This is a genomic window from Desulfothermus naphthae, from assembly GCF_054657475.1.
The window spans coordinates 24968-40205 of record NZ_BAAHYQ010000002.1 but is presented as its reverse complement, the minus strand read 5'-3'; the positions used below and the strand labels follow the sequence as shown (position 1 = coordinate 40205).

The window sequence follows — 15238 nt, the reverse complement described above, 5'->3', positions numbered from 1 at the left end:
GCTTTATTAAAAAACAGGGAGCCTTAATAAAGACTCCCTGTTTTATTTACATCCTAATCAATAAAAAAACAATAACTCTCCAATAAACTAAGTTATAAAATGGGGTAGCCATGTGACCAATTTGGGAAAGGCAAGTAACAAAAATATTATTATTATAAAAATAGGTAAAAATATAATAACTCCTTTAATAACTTTGGCTAAATTTAATTCTTTATCCATGGCAGATACAATAAAGACATTTATTCCAACAGGAGGTGTAACAGCTCCCATAGTGGTAATAAGAGTAATCCATACACCAAACCATATTGGATCGTAACCTAGAGATTTTGCCACTGGAAAAAATATAGGAATGGTTATAAGAAGAAGTGCCAATGCATCCATTATAGCACCACCAATTAAATATATCAAAAAAACCAGTCCCATAATAATCCAACTTGGTAGGTTTAAGGATGTTACATAAGATGCAGTATCATAGGGAATTCTTGTAATAGTTAAAAACCTTCCAAATATCACAGCACCAAGTATGATTACATAAATCATACACGAAATTTTTAAAGTATCATAAATAGCATTAAATAATTCTTTAAATCCAAGATTTTTTCTAAAAAGGCTAATCATTAATGCCAAAAAAGTTCCCGCTGCTCCAGCCTCGCTAGGGGTAAATATTCCAAATGATAATCCTCCTATCACAAGTGCAAAAAGTAAAAACACTTCCCAGAAACCAAATAATGCCTTGATCTTGTCTTTTAAAGAGGTAGGACTCCCGCCTGGAACAAGGGATGGAATCACCTGGCAGATTATTAGGATACCAAGAAGAAATCCAAATGTGAGCAAAAGTCCAGGGATAACTGAGCCTAAAAATAGGTCCCTTATTGATTGTCCTGTCTGCAGACCAATTATTATGAGCACAACACTAGGGGGAATAAGCACACCCAGGGTGGCGCCAGTTGCCACAACTCCTGCACTAAATGCCGGGTCATAGCCATATTTTTTCATCTCAGGCAAGGCCACAGTGGCCATGGTAGCAGCTGTTGCTGTATTTGATCCACATATTGCAGAAAATCCAGCACAGGCAATGATCGTTGCCATGGCCAACCCGCCTTTGATTTCTCCAAGGATGACATTAGCCCATCTGTACATCCTTTTATTTACTCCTGAATAAAAACATATCTGCCCCATAAGTATAAAAAGCGGGATAACAGTCAGCCCATAAGAAGAAAGCACTTTCCACGTCTCTTCTCCTATCATGCCCAGGGCTGCATTAAAATTAATACATATCCAAAAACCTAAAAATCCAACTATACCCATGGCAAAGCCAACTGGTATTCTCAAAAAGAACATAGTGACTAACAAAACTATAATTCCTGCAATCCCAATTGATGTAAAATCCATGTATTCCTTCCAATAGAATGATTTTTAGCTAATGAGACAAATACATTAAAACAAGTTATGCCTATTTTTTTAAAAAATTAAATAACATAAAAATTATTAAAGATAACACACCAAATGCGCAAATAAATATAATTGGATAATAAGGAATATGGAGAGTTTCAGATAACTCTCCATACTCCTTTATTGAAAATCCCAGTTGAAATAGTTTATAACAAATAAGGAATAAAAAACTGATAGATAAAATTAATGTTACAAAATCTAGAAATGGTTTTATTTGGTTAGGTAGTTTTTCATATAAAAGTCCAATGGTTATATGTCCTCCTTTTTGTTCAGTTTCAAGGAGAGATAGACTACAAACAATAGCACCTAAAAATCCCAGGATCTCAAAGGTGCCTTTTATGGGATGTCCAAAAAATCTAAGTATAATATTTGACGTTGCAAGCAACATCATTAGTATCAACATACATCCTGCAAGGATATTTAAATATCTATTTATTTTATCTATGATTTTAAAAGACATGACAACTACGCCTTTACAATGCCTTAATGTTCATATTTACTCTTAAATTTATAAACGTCTTTGAGTATTTCATCTGCAGGTAGATTTGCTTTATTAGCCATTTTCTTCCATTTAAGTATAACTTTTTTTAATAATTTATTAGATTTTTGCATATCTTGTTTTGAAAAATAAAATAGCTTTGCATTATATTTTTCTTTTGCGTATTGAATTGCCTCTTTTACGTGGTTGTCCATATACTCACCAGTCCATGCAGCATGTTCTTTTGAGATTTCATCGATAACTTTTTTTACATCAGGAGGAAGCTTTTCCCATTTCTTTTTGTTCATTACCACAGCAAATGGATATACCTGAAAATTGGTTATAGTCTCATAGGGACAATAAGAAGCAAAATTTAGATCTTTTAAAACCTCTAATGATGAAAGAAGTCCTTTAACAATTCCTTTTTGAAGGGCTTCAGGTGTCTCAGACATGGGCATGGATACAGGAGTTGCTCCGAGAAGTTCTAAAATTTCAGATGCAGTACCAGATGCCCTGAGCTCAAGGCCTTTTAGGTCTGATAACCTTTTTATAGGAACTTTTGACATAATATTAGAGGGGGCAGATGTAAAAAGTGTTATTACTTTTACTTTTGAAAATTCTTTTGGTTTGTATTTATTATAAATTTCCCACAAAACCAAGGATGCTGTTTTAGAGTCTTTAAAACCTAAAGGAAGACCTATAACTGTTGTTAAAGGGAAAACCCCAGGTTGATATGACATGCAAAGGCATCCAATATCTGCTTGCCCTTGAATTACGCCCCTGAACATGTTTTTTGCCCCAAGTAATGTGCCTCCTGGAAATGTGAGGATCTGAACCTTATTGTGTGTCCTTTTTTCTATCTCTTTTTTCCACCTTTCCATTTGCACGCAGGGAAATGTGGAAGCTGGTGGAAAATTGGCATAGGTGAGACGGATAGTCTTTGCCTTAAGGTGTATAGGTAAACTCATCCCAAAAATTAAAAGAGTAAACCAGAAAACCCATGTAAAAAATACCTTCCTTCCCATAATAAACCTCCTCATTTTTTGAATTTAAATAAAAAAGCCGCAGAAAAAAGTATAATCTGCGGCTATTGACCGCCTTATTATATTTGTATCCCATACCTTTTTAGTGTTTTTTTATGAAAAATACTATTTCTCACTTAAGGCTATTTAGAAAGGTATACAAATAAATTCAGCTCTGGGCTATTCTCTTTAAATATTCACCATATCCACTTTTTTCTAACATCTTAGCAATTTCCAAAAGTTGCTCTTTTGATATCCATTTTTTTCTATAAGCAATCTCTTCTATACAGCCAATTTTAAGTCCTGTCCTATCTTCAATAATCTTAACAAAATTACTTGCTTCCAACAAGCTAGTTACTGTTCCTGTATCAAGCCATGCATATCCACGCCCCATTAATTCTACTGTTAATTTACCTTTTTTAAGATATGCCTGATTCACAGAAGTGATTTCCAGCTCTCCTCGCCAGGAAGGAGTTACATGTTTTGCAATATCCACCACATCATTATCATAAAAATAAAGCCCTACAACAGCATAATTTGATTTTGGGTATTTTGGTTTTTCTTCTATACCTATAACCTTTCCCTTTTTATCAAATTCCACTACGCCATATCTTTGGGGGTCCTTTACATAATAACCAAAAATAACGCCTCCCCCTTGGGTTTCTACTTTCTCAACACTTCTTTTTAAAAGGGTCGTTAAATTGTGTCCAAAAAATATATTATCGCCTAAAACAAGACACACATTATCATTACCAATAAATTCTTCACCTATAATAAATGCCTGTGCAAGACCTTCTGGCTTTGGCTGAACCTTGTAAGAGATATTTAGACCATACTGAGATCCATTGCCAAAAAGTTGCTCAAACCTGGGAGTATCTTTTGGCGTTGAAATAATAAGTATATCCCTAATATCAGCCAACATTAATGTGGATAATGGATAATAAATCATTGGCTTATCATAAATTGGTAAAAGCTGTTTACAAATAGGGATGGTTATAGGATATAACCTGGTTCCACTTCCTCCTGCCAGGATAATGCCTTTCATTATGTCTCCTTAATAAAATTTTTGAAAATTAATCTAGTTCCTTTTGAGGTAATTTAGTTCTAACCACTTTTTATATTGCCCAGATCTCACATTCTCTATCCACTTTTGATTTTTCAGATACCAATCAACGGTTTTTTCAAGGCCTGTCTCAAAATCCACACTCTGGCTCCAACCAAGTTCCCTTTTTATTTTATCACAATTTATAGCATATCTTCTGTCGTGTCCAGGGCGGTCTTTTACAAAGGTTATAAGTCTTTTGTAAAAATCCTTTGGCTTATTGTTTTTTTTTGCTACAACCTCACAAAGTTTATTTACAAGGTCTATATTACGCCACTCGTTCTCACCACCAATATTATACTTTTCACCTGGCCTTCCTCTATTTAAGACTAACCAAACTCCCCTGCAATGATCTTCCACATATAGCCAATCTCTTATATTTTTTCCATCACCATAAACAGGAAGGGGCTTTTCTTCCAACATATTCAAAATCATGAGGGGGATAAGTTTTTCTGGAAATTGATAGGGTCCATAATTGTTTGAACAATTGGTTATTACAACATTCATTCCATATGTGTGAAAATATGCCATTACTAAATGATCTGAGGACGCCTTTGAGGCCGAATATGGACTCCTTGGATCATAAGGAGTATGTTCGTAAAAATATCCTTTATCCTCTAAAGAACCATATACTTCATCTGTACTAATATGATGAAATCTTGTAATATCGTATTTGTCTTGCCAGAATTTTCTTGCAATTTCCAATAGATTAAAAGTACCTATAATGTTGGTAGTTATAAAATCCTTTGGACCATAAATAGACCTATCCACATGTGATTCTGCTGCAAAATGAATAATTGCATCTGGTTTATATTTGTCAAAAATTTTTTCTAATTTATTAAAATCACATATATCCACTTTTTCAAAAAAATACTTATCTCCACTATATTTTTCATAAATATCTGAAAGATTTTCTAGATTTCCTGCATATGTCAATTTATCTATATTTACAATATTGCCTTTAAATTCTGTTTTTTCAAAGACATATCTAATAAAATTCGACCCTATAAACCCAGCACCACCAGTAACAAATAATGTATTATATCCTTTTACCATTTTATTTCCTAAATAAATTTAGGATTATATCTTTGTACTACAAATCAATGAATAAATTTAAATACCACAATCAATATTGTTATTATTGTAAATCCAATACTCATAAATTTAAACATCATGTCAAAACGTTTATTTATATCTTCAAACCGGCTATTCATATCTTCAAAGCGTTTATTTACATCCTCAAATCTTCTATTTACATCTTCAAAACGTTTGTTAATATCTTCAAAGCGTCTATTTACATCATCAAAGCGTTTGTTAATATCTTCAAATCTTCTATTTATCTCTTCAAATCTTTTATTTACGTCTTCAAATCCTTGTTTAACTAATTCTATCAAGACTTTTAAATCTGATTTTGTCTCTTCTTGTTTAAGTTCTATTTCTTCTATCTCCTCAATCTTTTCACTTAACAAAATGCTTATTCTCTTTATTGCCTCTTTGTCTGAGCCAAATATCGCTGCACTTAACTCACTCTCTATTAATTCCGCTAATGGCATCCTTTCCATCTCTTACTCCACACAAATTAAACTTCTATATCCTTTAAACAAAGCAATTCTTAGTCTTTTGCAGAAAATCTATCCCTCTTTTTGCCATATCCTCTATCAATGAATAAATTTAAATACCACAATCAATATTGTTATTATTGTAAATCCAATACTCATAAATTTAAACATCATGTCAAAACGTTTATTTATATCTTCAAACCGGCTATTCATATCTTCGAAGCGTTTATTTACATCTTCAAATCTTCTATTTATATCTTCAAACCGTCTATTTACCTCTTCAAATCCTTGTTTAACTAACTCTATCAAGACTTTTAGATCTGATTTTGTCTCTTCTTGTTCAATTTCTACATCTTCTATCTTCTCAATCTTTTCACTTAACAAAATGCTTATTCTCTTTATTGCCTCTTTATCTGAGCCAAATATCGCTGCACTTAACTCACTCTCTATTAATTCCGCTAATGGCATCCTTTCCATCTCTCACTCCACAAAATTAAACTTCTATATCCTTTAAACAAAGCAATTCTTAGTCTTTTGCAGAAAATCTATCCCTCTTTTTGCCATATCCTCTATCAATGAATAAATTTAAATACCACAATCAATATTGTTATTATTGTAAATCCAATACTCATAAATTTAAACATCATGTCAAAACGTCTATTCATATCTTCGAAGCGTTTATTTACATCATCAAATCCTTGTTTAACTAACTCTATCAAGACTTTTAGATCTGATTTTGTCTCTTCTTGTTCAAGTTCTACTTCTTCTATCTTCTCAATCTTTTCACTTAACAAAATGCTTATTCTCTTTATTGCCTCTTTGTCTGAGCCAAATATCGCTGCACTTAACTCACTCTCTATTAACTCCGCTAATGGCATCCTTTCCATCTCTTACTCCACACAAATTAAACTTCTATATCCCTTAAATAAGGCAATTTTTCATCTTTAGCCGAAAGTATGGGATACTTTATGTCATATTCTTTAAAAGGCCAATTTATTCCAATGTCTGGGTCATTCCATTTAATACCCGCATCATGAGCTGGGTTATACTCAGCACCTGAAACTTTGTAAATTATTTCAGCCGAATCTGACAAGGTCAAAAATCCATGGGCAAATCCCTTTGGTATCCATAACATCTTTTTATTCTCACAACTCAAAATTGTCGCATACCACTTGCCAAAGGTAGGACTATTTTCTCTAATATCCACTGCTACATCAAAAATAATTCCTTTTATACATCTTACCAACTTACCTTGCTCATAAGGTGATGTTTGAAAATGCAATCCCCTTAACACACCTTTTATGGATCTTGAATGGTTATCTTGAACAAAATCTTCATCTATTCCAGCCTTTACAAAATCTGAGCTTTTGTATGTCTCCATAAAAAAACCTCTCTCATCTCCAAAAACCTTTGGAATAACAAGTATTAGTCCATCTATTTCACACTTTTTAAAATTAAAGGGCATTGTATTCCTCCCACCATCTATCAATTCCAGACTGCCAAGATGGTATCTTGGTTCCAACAAGGGATTCAATTTTTTTGCTATCCAACTTACTAAAATTTGGCCTTCTGGCCTTTAAATTAAAGTCCGAAGTTTTTGCCCTATAAAGGCACCCATCCCAACCAATCTTATTTAATAAATACTTGGCCTGATCATACTTGCTTGCAATTCCATCATTTGAAAAATGAAATAGACCAAAATTATCTTTTTTAAGTAATTTTAAAGAAAAATCAGCAAGGTCATAGGAATAAGTAGGTGAAGAGATTTGATCATCTACTATTTTTAATTCTTTATATTTTTTTGCCCATCCTAATACTTGAGTATTAAAATTTTTACCATTTACTCCAAAAAGCCACGAAGTTCTGATAACTATTGATTTCTCATATTCCTTTAAAACAAGAATTTCTCCCTTTAACTTACTTTTTCCATAAACTGAAATAGGATTTGGTTTATCTTCTTCTGTATATGGCACTCCTTTATTTCCATCAAATACAAAATCTGTAGAGTATGTAACAAAAATAGCTTTTACCTCTTTTGCAACCTTTGCCAAATAAAAAGGTGCAGAGGCATTTAATTTATAACAATTTTCTACATCTTCTTCTGCTTTATCAACATCATTATATGCAGCACAATTTATTATCAAATCAAAATCACCTCTCTTTACAAAATCAAAAACCGCTTTCTCATTGGTAATATCCAGTTCTTTATAATCTGTAGCAATAAAATTGCATCCCAAATTGTTTAATATACGTCTAATATCAAAACCCAATTGTCCATTTGCACCAGTAATAAGTATTTTTGCATGTTTAATAAACATAAAGACTCCCGAGCGTTTCTCTACATTTTCAAAACAGCCTTATACATATCACATGTGATGGATAAGACCTTTTGTGCAAGCTCAATATTCAAGGAACCAGCTCCACAGCTAGGAGTTATAAATGTATTTATAATTATTTGAGACTTATCCAAACCAGTTTGCTCTTTCATAGTGTTTAATTGCGTCATAAATTTATTATATAAATTATCAAAAGTTTCTTTTTCAATGTATTTTGCATCTGTTGGCACTATTCCCCATGCAATGAATTTCCCCTGGCTTAAAAAATTTTTTAATTTATCTTTAAATAGAACTAATTTATCAAAATAGGAATATGCATCAAAGCTAAGGATATCTGCTCCAGAGTCAAATACCAAGGACCAATCTGTATTGGCGCATACATGTATACCAACAAGCACATTTTTGGAGTGTAAATAATTTATTATTTCAGAAAAGGCTGATAATACATCTTCTCTACTTATGCTTATAAATTCTGATGAACCAAATCCAGCAAGTGCAGGTTCATCTAAAAATATTATAACAGGCTTATTAAATCGAGATAAAACACTAGCTTGATATGCAGATAGCATTGTTAGATGTTTAATTGCCATATCCCTTAGTTGATGCTCATAAAATATTGCCCTTCCCTCTGCATCTTTTACCGCAGTTGCAAAGGTAATTGGTCCTGTTATTTGCCCTTTTATAGCACAAATATTATCTAAGCCATCCATTTGACTTAATCTTTCAACCAAATGGTAAAAACCAGCTGCTCTATCCCTGTTTAATTTAAACCTGCTATTTTCAACATCAATCTTTCCTTCAATAACCCCCATATACTCTTCATAAAATGAGACCATCTCTTCATGAAAAAGGGGACTAGCTGTATCTATAAATTCTTTTGCTGACTTAAAGGTATATCCTGGGAGGGATTCCATAAACTGAGAGATCATCCCTTCAAAAGGTCTTTTAGGCAGCTGAACCCATAAAGGAATATAAGGAGAATATTTAAAGACCCAATCAAGGGCCTGTGTATGATCTTCTAAAGGGAGGCTTCCAATAAGCATTGGGAGCCCCTTTGGCTTTATGGCTTGCATTACATCACCTCTTTTAACTTACGTTGATAGCCTTGACAACAATTTAGCTCACTGCCACTATAAAGCAGTAACAAAATCGAGGTCAGATCGAGCACTTTACAGACAAAATGAATATTTTTTTATACCTTACAGGCTGTTTTCAAATCATCAATTGCATCTGTTTTTTCCCATGTAAAATCTGGATGTTCCCTTCCAAAATGTCCATAGCAGGAGGTTTCTTTATATATGGGTCTTTTTAGCCTTAAACGTTCTATTATAAAATAAGGTCTTAAATCAAAGACTTCTAAAATTGCCTTGGTTAAGGTTTCATCACTGACCTTTCCTGTGCCGTTAGTATTTACTAAAACAGAGACAGGCTCGGCAACGCCAATAACATAGGCTATCTGGACCTCACACATATCAGCTAGATCAGCGGCCACAACATTTTTTGCAATATATCTTGCCATGTATGCAGCAGACCTATCCACCTTTGAAGGATCCTTACCAGAAAAGGCACCTCCACCGTGAGAAGCCATTCCACCATATGTGTCCTGAATGATCTTTCTGCCGGTCATTCCACAGTCACCCATTGGACCGCCAATTACAAACCTTCCAGTAGTATTAATAAATATTCTTAATTTATCGTCTACCAACTCTTCAGGCAAAATTGGCTTAATGACCTCCTCTATAATGGCCTCTCTCAAGTCTTCATATTTTACGTTCTCCTCATGCTGGGCTGCAATAACAACGTTGTCTATTCTAATTGGCTTTCCATTTTCGTATTCTAAAGCAACCTGGGTCTTTCCATCTGGCCTGAGAAAATCTAATATTCCTTTTTTCCTCACATAGGTAAGTCTTCTGCTCAGTTTATGGGCAAGGTATATTGGGGTTGGCATAAGGACATCAGTCTCTTTACAGGCAAAACCAAACATCATACCCTGATCCCCAGCACCCTGCTCTTCTGGTTTTTCCCTATTTACCCCCATTGCAATATCAGGTGATTGTTTATCAATAGAGGATATAACTGCACATGTCCTCCAATCAAACCCCATCTCTGAGCTGTGATATCCAATTTCCTTTATAGTTTGTCTAACAACTTCTGGATAATCCACAACCCCTTTGCTACTTATCTCTCCTGCAACAAAGCATAAACCAGTTGTAACCAGGGTTTCACATGCAACCCTGGCATCTGGGTCCTGCTTTAAAAATTCATCCAATATTGCATCAGAAATCCTGTCAGCCACTTTGTCTGGATGTCCCTCAGTAACAGATTCTGAGGCAAACATGTATCTTCCTGTCTTTCCAATCATAACAAAACTCCTCTTATTTTTTATACTCGTTCAACAATTAAAGGCAGAATTTCCCCAGCCTTGCCCTGAATAGAATAATCCATATAGTTCGTATATGGTGTTTTTTCTAAATTTATTTCCACAACAATGGCACCTGCTTCCTTTGCTACCATGGAAAAAGATGCGGCAGGTTGCACAACTGAGGATGTACCAACTACCATCATAAAATCACAAGACTTTAAAAATTCTATACTTTTATCAAGCAAAATAGGATCTAAAGACTCCCCAAAAAATACAACTCCTGGCCTGAGTAAACCACCACATTTCTCACATTTTGGAAGCACCCCTAAATTTGGCCTTTTATCCAAAAATTCCTGTTTGCATTCTGTACATCTTACTTTCCAAATGTTCCCGTGAATTTCTATTATTTTTTTACTTCCAGCAAGCCTGTGGAGTCCATCTACATTTTGAGTAATAAGCAAAAAATCATCCTTTTTTTCTTCGAGCTCAGCAATTGCCTTATGGGCAGGATTAAAATTCACCTTTGAAATGAGTTCTCTGCGCCAGTTATAAAATTCCCATACTTCCTTTGGATTTTTTAAAAATCCTTCAATACTTGCTAGTTTCATAGGATCTTTATTTCTCCAAAGTCCGCCCTGGCCCCTAAATGTTGGGACACCACTTTCAGCAGACACACCAGCCCCTGTGAGTACTGCCACCTTTTTTGCATCTTTTAATTTTTTTGCTATTTCATCTAATTGTCTGTTCATATCTTTCAACATCTTTTATATTAGTTTATTTTAAAAAAACTGTTTCAATTTAATAAGTCTAAAATCCAAGGGATCAATATTAGTAAAAATTGACCTTATAATAATTAAAGGATTTAAATAAAAGGCCCTCCAATCAAACAAGAAATAGATAGAATCATTCTTATTTTCCCATTTTTCCACAATCAAATCAAGTGGAATCTCCTTATTTTTTTTGTTAAATATAACTCCTTTTATTGAATCTTCATTAAATCCCGACAAATAACACTCTTTATTATTTATAAAAATCAACTCAAATAGCTCTTTTGTAGAACAGGGCACCTTTACTCGCCCTTCAATATGTTCATAAGAAGTAAATCTTATACCAGGGATAGAATTTCTATTTAACTCATCAACTATATCTTCATCAAGCTTTTTTAATACCTGGATTCCAAAAGGTTCGCACAAACTTATAACTCCAACAGGCAAAGCTCGACCAAAGGAGATTTTTGGTCTGGGGTTATAACCTTGAGAATAAGCTAAAGGGATATTTGCTCGTCTCATAATCCTCTCAATGACCTTTTGGAGTTCAAGTTGAGACAAATAGGCTGCGAAATCTTTTTTTTCAAACCAAAACAAATAACTGTACCTCTCCTTATCTTTTTCTACTTTTTTATTTAAACTTATTGCCAAATTATCTGTGGACTTTTGTTTTGAATTTAAAACAGGATAGATTTTTTTGAAATCACATGCGCCACATCCAGCGCACTCACCCCACCTACAATCCGAAGTTACCTCTGCCTCTTTGGCCTTAATAAACTCTTTTTTTAAAAACTTTTTACTAACCCCAGTATCTATAAAATCCCAGGGCAATTCTTCATCTATAACTCTAGGTCCAAGATATTTAGAGACATCTATACCATGCTTTTTTAAAACTCGAGCCCACAAATTATAATCAAAATGTTCCATCCAGCTAGTAAACACATCTCCAGATAAGTATGCCTCTAAAATAACATTTGCCAGGAGATAATCACCCCTTGAAAAGATCCCTTCCACAACAGACATCTCCAATGTAGGCCAGCTTAAATTAAGCCATTTATTCTTTTTAAACATTTTATTTAAAAAACGGATCTTTTCTTTTATCTCATCCAAACTATTTTGTCTTTCCCATTGAAAAGGCGTATGTGGCTTGGGTACAAAAGGAGAAATCGATGCAGAGACCTTAACTCGCCTTGTGAGTTTTGGCGCAGTTTCTAGGACCTTTAAACACAATTCAAAAATCCCCTCTAAATCTTTCTTAGTCTCAGTAGGAAGACCAATCATGAAATATAGTTTTATTTGTTGCCACCCATTTTCAAAGGCCCACCTTGCGTGATTTATAATATCTTGTTCTGATATACCCTTGTTTATTACATTACGAAGCCTTTGTGTTCCCGCCTCAGGTGCCAGGGTAAGCCCCCTGCTCTTTAATTTTCCAAGATATTTTATAAAATTTTCAGGCACACTACCAGCCCTAAGAGATGGAAGAGACAAAGAAATATTTTCAGAAATACACTTAGAAAATGTCACTGAAATTAATTCATCTAATTTAGAAAAATCTCCCACACTTAAAGAAAGTAAGCCAACCTCTCCATGGCCTGTGGCCTTTAGACCTTCATTTAAAATAGAACCAATTTCACTAACAGCTCTCTCTCTCACTGGCCTATTAATCATTCCAGCATAGCAAAACCTGCATCCCCTTGTACACCCTTTGGATATTTCCACCACATATCTATCATGAATAGGTTTTCCAAAGGGAACTATCTGTTTTTTTGGAACATAAAGATCTTTTAAATAAGTAATTATTCGCCTTTTAACGGGTGTGTTTCCTAAAATAGGGACATAGACCCCCTCAAGGATGGCCAATTCATTGAGAATTTCTTCTCTTGATAAAGATTTTGCTTTACACTTAAGATAGAGATCTGAAATTTCTAAAACAACCTCTTCCCCATCGCCAATTACAAAGGCATCAAAAAAAGGCTCAAGGGGAGTTGGATTAAATACCCCTTCTCCTCCAGCAATTACAATAGGACAAAGATCTGTTCTATCCTTTGCAAAAATAGGTATTTTCCCAAGATTTAGCATATACAAAATAGTAGTATAACATAGCTCATGGGTAATACTAAAACCAATTATATCCATAGAAGTTAAAGGCATGTCCCCTTCAAGGGTACAGAGAACCTCATTTTTTATTCTTAATATTTTTGCTACCTCTTTTGATGGGGCATAGACCCTTTGAGCCCAGATATCTTCTCTGAAATTTAAAATCCAATACAAAATTTGATGGCCAAAGTATGAGACAGCAACAGGATATTTATCAGGAAAAGCTAAACACCACTTAAGAGGAATGTCTCTTGATTTATGGATACTATTTATTTCCTGGCCAATGTAATGGGAAGGATTTTCAAATAATGGGAGAAGCCCTTTCATAACAAAAAAGAAGAGCCAATACCGCTCTTTAAGGGCATTGGCTCTTTAATTCTCATCCTTTCAACAAATCTGAAATATTTGTAACCTTCCCACCTTTTTGACCACTCCCTATAATATTTTCTAGGTTTTTTAGGTCTGATGTGGAAGATATAGTAAGATTACTTGATGCCTCTAAATACTTTGTTTCAAGGTCTGCTGGCATATTTTTATACCAATATACAATATGCTCCTTGCAAACTTCTCCCTCAATCTCATGATCAAAGGGATACCCAAAGGGCATTAAAGCAAGAGAGATACCATTTTGTGTGGGTATTGTTTGAATAATAACAGGGTCTTTTAACTTACCTTCTTGTTCAACCCACTTTCCAATTACCAAGTCACCAGTGACAATCTTTACTAGCTTTATTTCATGAGCCATAAAATTCTCCTCCTGATAAAATATTTTTAAACAAGATTAAATCTCATTTAGACATGGAAATAAAACCTGTCAAGGAATGATTTTAAATCTGGCCTAGTTATCAGGCCCCCAAACATAAAAGCTATATCTGGCTTTTGTCCTCAAAACTTTCTATTTTTTTCTGAATTTTTTTCAAATCTTCTTCTAGTGCGGTTATCTTTTGCTGGTAAATTACTTTTTCTTTTTCAAGGGCTTTTATTTTTTAAAAAAAATTAATCTTTTCCTTAAAAATTTTCTTTCACATATCTAAACATTGGCTTGATTTTTTTGGTAAAAGTATCAAGTACCTACAAAGAGACTAAAAATAAAATTATTTCTAACTCCATTTTTTTGCCTTTTTTTGGGTTGCCTTTTCCAGGTTAAAAAGGATACAACCACAAAACGCAAGTTAATAATATACTACTAGCAAGTCTTAATTTGCTGCCTTAATACTAAATTTTTAATCCTTTTACAAACAAAAAATTGATATTCTTTTAAGGAGGATAGAGTTGAAGAAAATTTTTTATCTGTATTTTTTGATGATTCTTTTAACAGGATGTTCATTGTGGTCTAAGGTTTCTTATATGTGGCAGGGAAAATTTTTAAAGGTGGATACAAGTATCTCAAAGAAGAGATGGAAGCTTTCTCATGACGAGAAAAAACTTGCTGATACTTTTTATAAATTTGATGCCGAACTTGACTTTCTAGCAAATTCTCTACAAAAGCTCTCAGACTCAAATTTTGAGCTCATATCAAACAAAACACTTATAAACAGACCCTGGGTCTTAGGAGTGTATTTATTAGAAGGAACTCAGTCTCAAATAAAACTAAAAAAGCAAGTAGGACAAAAACTCTGTGTAAAACCAGATAGATTAATTAAAGAGAGTCTTGATACATCTGAAAATTTAATGAATTATATGATTATCGATAACAAACTTGTATTATTCAACTACCAAAAAAAAGGAAAAGGAGCATATGATCTTACAACCATTGTTTTAGATATAAAAAAATTGGCTCTTTATAAGTGCAATTTACTCCAAAGATTTGCTATTGTGGCTAATAATTTTATACTTATCAACAATGGAATTGATAAATCAGATATTTTAGAAATAAAATGGAATTCCTTGATAAAAAATAAAAATAAAGGAATGATTCTAACAAGTAGAGGCCAGTTTTATTGGATGGTAAGATTTTTAGGTGTGAGACCTATTTTTTATTTAATTGAGAGTTAAAAATCCATTATTTAAGAATACCAGGAAATAAAATTGCTTTTATTATAATTAATTCATTTATTCCA

Annotated in this window: 16 protein-coding genes; 1 reads left to right on the top strand and 15 read right to left on the bottom strand. The window is 33.6% G+C overall.

Going from position 1 to position 15238, the window contains the following annotated elements; genetic code table 11:
* Nucleotides 1–87: 87 nt before the first annotated feature.
* The 15 genes from ACYQ1E_RS09690 to ACYQ1E_RS09620 form a co-directional block, all read right to left on the bottom strand.
* Nucleotides 88–1392 (bottom strand): TRAP transporter large permease, encoded by a 1305-nt coding sequence (locus tag ACYQ1E_RS09690; RefSeq protein ID WP_459878641.1) that lies wholly within the window; start codon nt 1390–1392, stop codon nt 88–90.
* Nucleotides 1393–1453: 61 nt separating this feature from the next.
* Entirely contained in the window at nt 1454–1912 is a 459-nt protein-coding gene (locus ACYQ1E_RS09685) for a TRAP transporter small permease (RefSeq protein WP_459878638.1), read from the bottom strand.
* A 23-nt stretch (nt 1913–1935) separates the two neighbouring features.
* Nucleotides 1936–2955 (bottom strand): TRAP transporter substrate-binding protein, encoded by a 1020-nt coding sequence (locus ACYQ1E_RS09680; RefSeq protein WP_459878636.1) that lies wholly within the window; start codon nt 2953–2955, stop codon nt 1936–1938.
* A gap of 166 nt (nt 2956–3121) precedes the next feature.
* Nucleotides 3122–3997 (bottom strand): glucose-1-phosphate thymidylyltransferase RfbA, encoded by an 876-nt coding sequence (rfbA, locus tag ACYQ1E_RS09675; protein WP_459878633.1) that lies wholly within the window; start codon nt 3995–3997, stop codon nt 3122–3124.
* A 33-nt stretch (nt 3998–4030) separates the two neighbouring features.
* Nucleotides 4031–5110, bottom strand: a complete 1080-nt coding sequence (gene rfbB, locus ACYQ1E_RS09670; RefSeq protein WP_459878631.1) for a dTDP-glucose 4,6-dehydratase — start codon at nt 5108–5110, stop codon at nt 4031–4033.
* A 44-nt stretch (nt 5111–5154) separates the two neighbouring features.
* A complete protein-coding gene (locus ACYQ1E_RS09665) occupies nt 5155–5616 on the bottom strand; it encodes a hypothetical protein (protein WP_459878628.1) in 462 nt (153 codons plus the stop codon).
* Nucleotides 5617–5712: 96 nt separating this feature from the next.
* Nucleotides 5713–6090: a GSKIP domain-containing protein gene (locus tag ACYQ1E_RS09660; RefSeq protein WP_459878625.1), complete on the bottom strand. Its 378-nt coding sequence runs from the start codon at nt 6088–6090 to the stop codon at nt 5713–5715.
* Between the two features lie 95 nt (nt 6091–6185).
* Entirely contained in the window at nt 6186–6500 is a 315-nt protein-coding gene (locus ACYQ1E_RS09655; RefSeq protein WP_459878623.1) for a hypothetical protein, read from the bottom strand.
* 17 nt (nt 6501–6517) lie between these two features.
* Nucleotides 6518–7078 (bottom strand): dTDP-4-dehydrorhamnose 3,5-epimerase, encoded by a 561-nt coding sequence (rfbC, locus tag ACYQ1E_RS09650; protein ID WP_459878621.1) that lies wholly within the window; start codon nt 7076–7078, stop codon nt 6518–6520.
* Nucleotides 7068–7931, bottom strand: a complete 864-nt coding sequence (rfbD, locus tag ACYQ1E_RS09645) for a dTDP-4-dehydrorhamnose reductase (RefSeq protein WP_459878618.1) — start codon at nt 7929–7931, stop codon at nt 7068–7070. Before rfbD ends, rfbC begins: the two co-directional genes overlap by 11 nt.
* Before the next feature lie 20 nt (nt 7932–7951).
* Entirely contained in the window at nt 7952–9022 is a 1071-nt protein-coding gene (locus ACYQ1E_RS09640) for a uroporphyrinogen decarboxylase/cobalamine-independent methonine synthase family protein (protein ID WP_459878616.1), read from the bottom strand.
* Nucleotides 9023–9141: 119 nt separating this feature from the next.
* On the bottom strand, nt 9142–10311 hold the full coding sequence (metK, locus tag ACYQ1E_RS09635; RefSeq protein WP_459878613.1) for a methionine adenosyltransferase: 1170 nt from the start codon (nt 10309–10311) through the stop codon (nt 9142–9144).
* A 20-nt stretch (nt 10312–10331) separates the two neighbouring features.
* Nucleotides 10332–11060: an SIR2 family NAD-dependent protein deacylase gene (locus tag ACYQ1E_RS09630; protein WP_459878611.1), complete on the bottom strand. Its 729-nt coding sequence runs from the start codon at nt 11058–11060 to the stop codon at nt 10332–10334.
* A 30-nt stretch (nt 11061–11090) separates the two neighbouring features.
* Complete coding sequence (locus ACYQ1E_RS09625) at nt 11091–13505, bottom strand: TIGR03936 family radical SAM-associated protein (RefSeq protein ID WP_459878609.1); 2415 nt, start codon at nt 13503–13505, stop codon at nt 11091–11093.
* A 52-nt stretch (nt 13506–13557) separates the two neighbouring features.
* Nucleotides 13558–13923, bottom strand: a complete 366-nt coding sequence (locus tag ACYQ1E_RS09620; RefSeq protein WP_459878606.1) for a hypothetical protein — start codon at nt 13921–13923, stop codon at nt 13558–13560.
* 527 nt (nt 13924–14450) lie between these two features.
* Here ACYQ1E_RS09620 and ACYQ1E_RS09615 point away from each other — a divergent pair.
* Entirely contained in the window at nt 14451–15173 is a 723-nt protein-coding gene (locus ACYQ1E_RS09615; protein WP_459878603.1) for a lipoprotein, read from the top strand.
* Nucleotides 15174–15238 lie beyond the last annotated feature (65 nt).

Coding starts and splice junctions, on each gene's coding strand:
- ACYQ1E_RS09690 (WP_459878641.1), bottom strand. CDS start 1,392: ATGGATTTTACATCAATTGGGATTGCAGGAATTATAGTTTTGTTAGTC.
- ACYQ1E_RS09625 (WP_459878609.1), bottom strand. CDS start 13,505: ATGAAAGGGCTTCTCCCATTATTTGAAAATCCTTCCCATTACATTGGC.
- rfbD (WP_459878618.1), bottom strand. CDS start 7,931: ATGTTTATTAAACATGCAAAAATACTTATTACTGGTGCAAATGGACAA.
- ACYQ1E_RS09665 (WP_459878628.1), bottom strand. CDS start 5,616: ATGGAAAGGATGCCATTAGCGGAATTAATAGAGAGTGAGTTAAGTGCA.
- ACYQ1E_RS09640 (WP_459878616.1), bottom strand. CDS start 9,022: ATGCAAGCCATAAAGCCAAAGGGGCTCCCAATGCTTATTGGAAGCCTC.
- ACYQ1E_RS09685 (WP_459878638.1), bottom strand. CDS start 1,912: ATGTCTTTTAAAATCATAGATAAAATAAATAGATATTTAAATATCCTT.
- metK (WP_459878613.1), bottom strand. CDS start 10,311: ATGATTGGAAAGACAGGAAGATACATGTTTGCCTCAGAATCTGTTACT.
- ACYQ1E_RS09680 (WP_459878636.1), bottom strand. CDS start 2,955: ATGGGAAGGAAGGTATTTTTTACATGGGTTTTCTGGTTTACTCTTTTA.
- ACYQ1E_RS09620 (WP_459878606.1), bottom strand. CDS start 13,923: ATGGCTCATGAAATAAAGCTAGTAAAGATTGTCACTGGTGACTTGGTA.
- rfbA (WP_459878633.1), bottom strand. CDS start 3,997: ATGAAAGGCATTATCCTGGCAGGAGGAAGTGGAACCAGGTTATATCCT.
- ACYQ1E_RS09660 (WP_459878625.1), bottom strand. CDS start 6,090: ATGGAAAGGATGCCATTAGCGGAATTAATAGAGAGTGAGTTAAGTGCA.
- rfbC (WP_459878621.1), bottom strand. CDS start 7,078: ATGCCCTTTAATTTTAAAAAGTGTGAAATAGATGGACTAATACTTGTT.
- rfbB (WP_459878631.1), bottom strand. CDS start 5,110: ATGGTAAAAGGATATAATACATTATTTGTTACTGGTGGTGCTGGGTTT.
- ACYQ1E_RS09655 (WP_459878623.1), bottom strand. CDS start 6,500: ATGGAAAGGATGCCATTAGCGGAGTTAATAGAGAGTGAGTTAAGTGCA.
- ACYQ1E_RS09630 (WP_459878611.1), bottom strand. CDS start 11,060: ATGAACAGACAATTAGATGAAATAGCAAAAAAATTAAAAGATGCAAAA.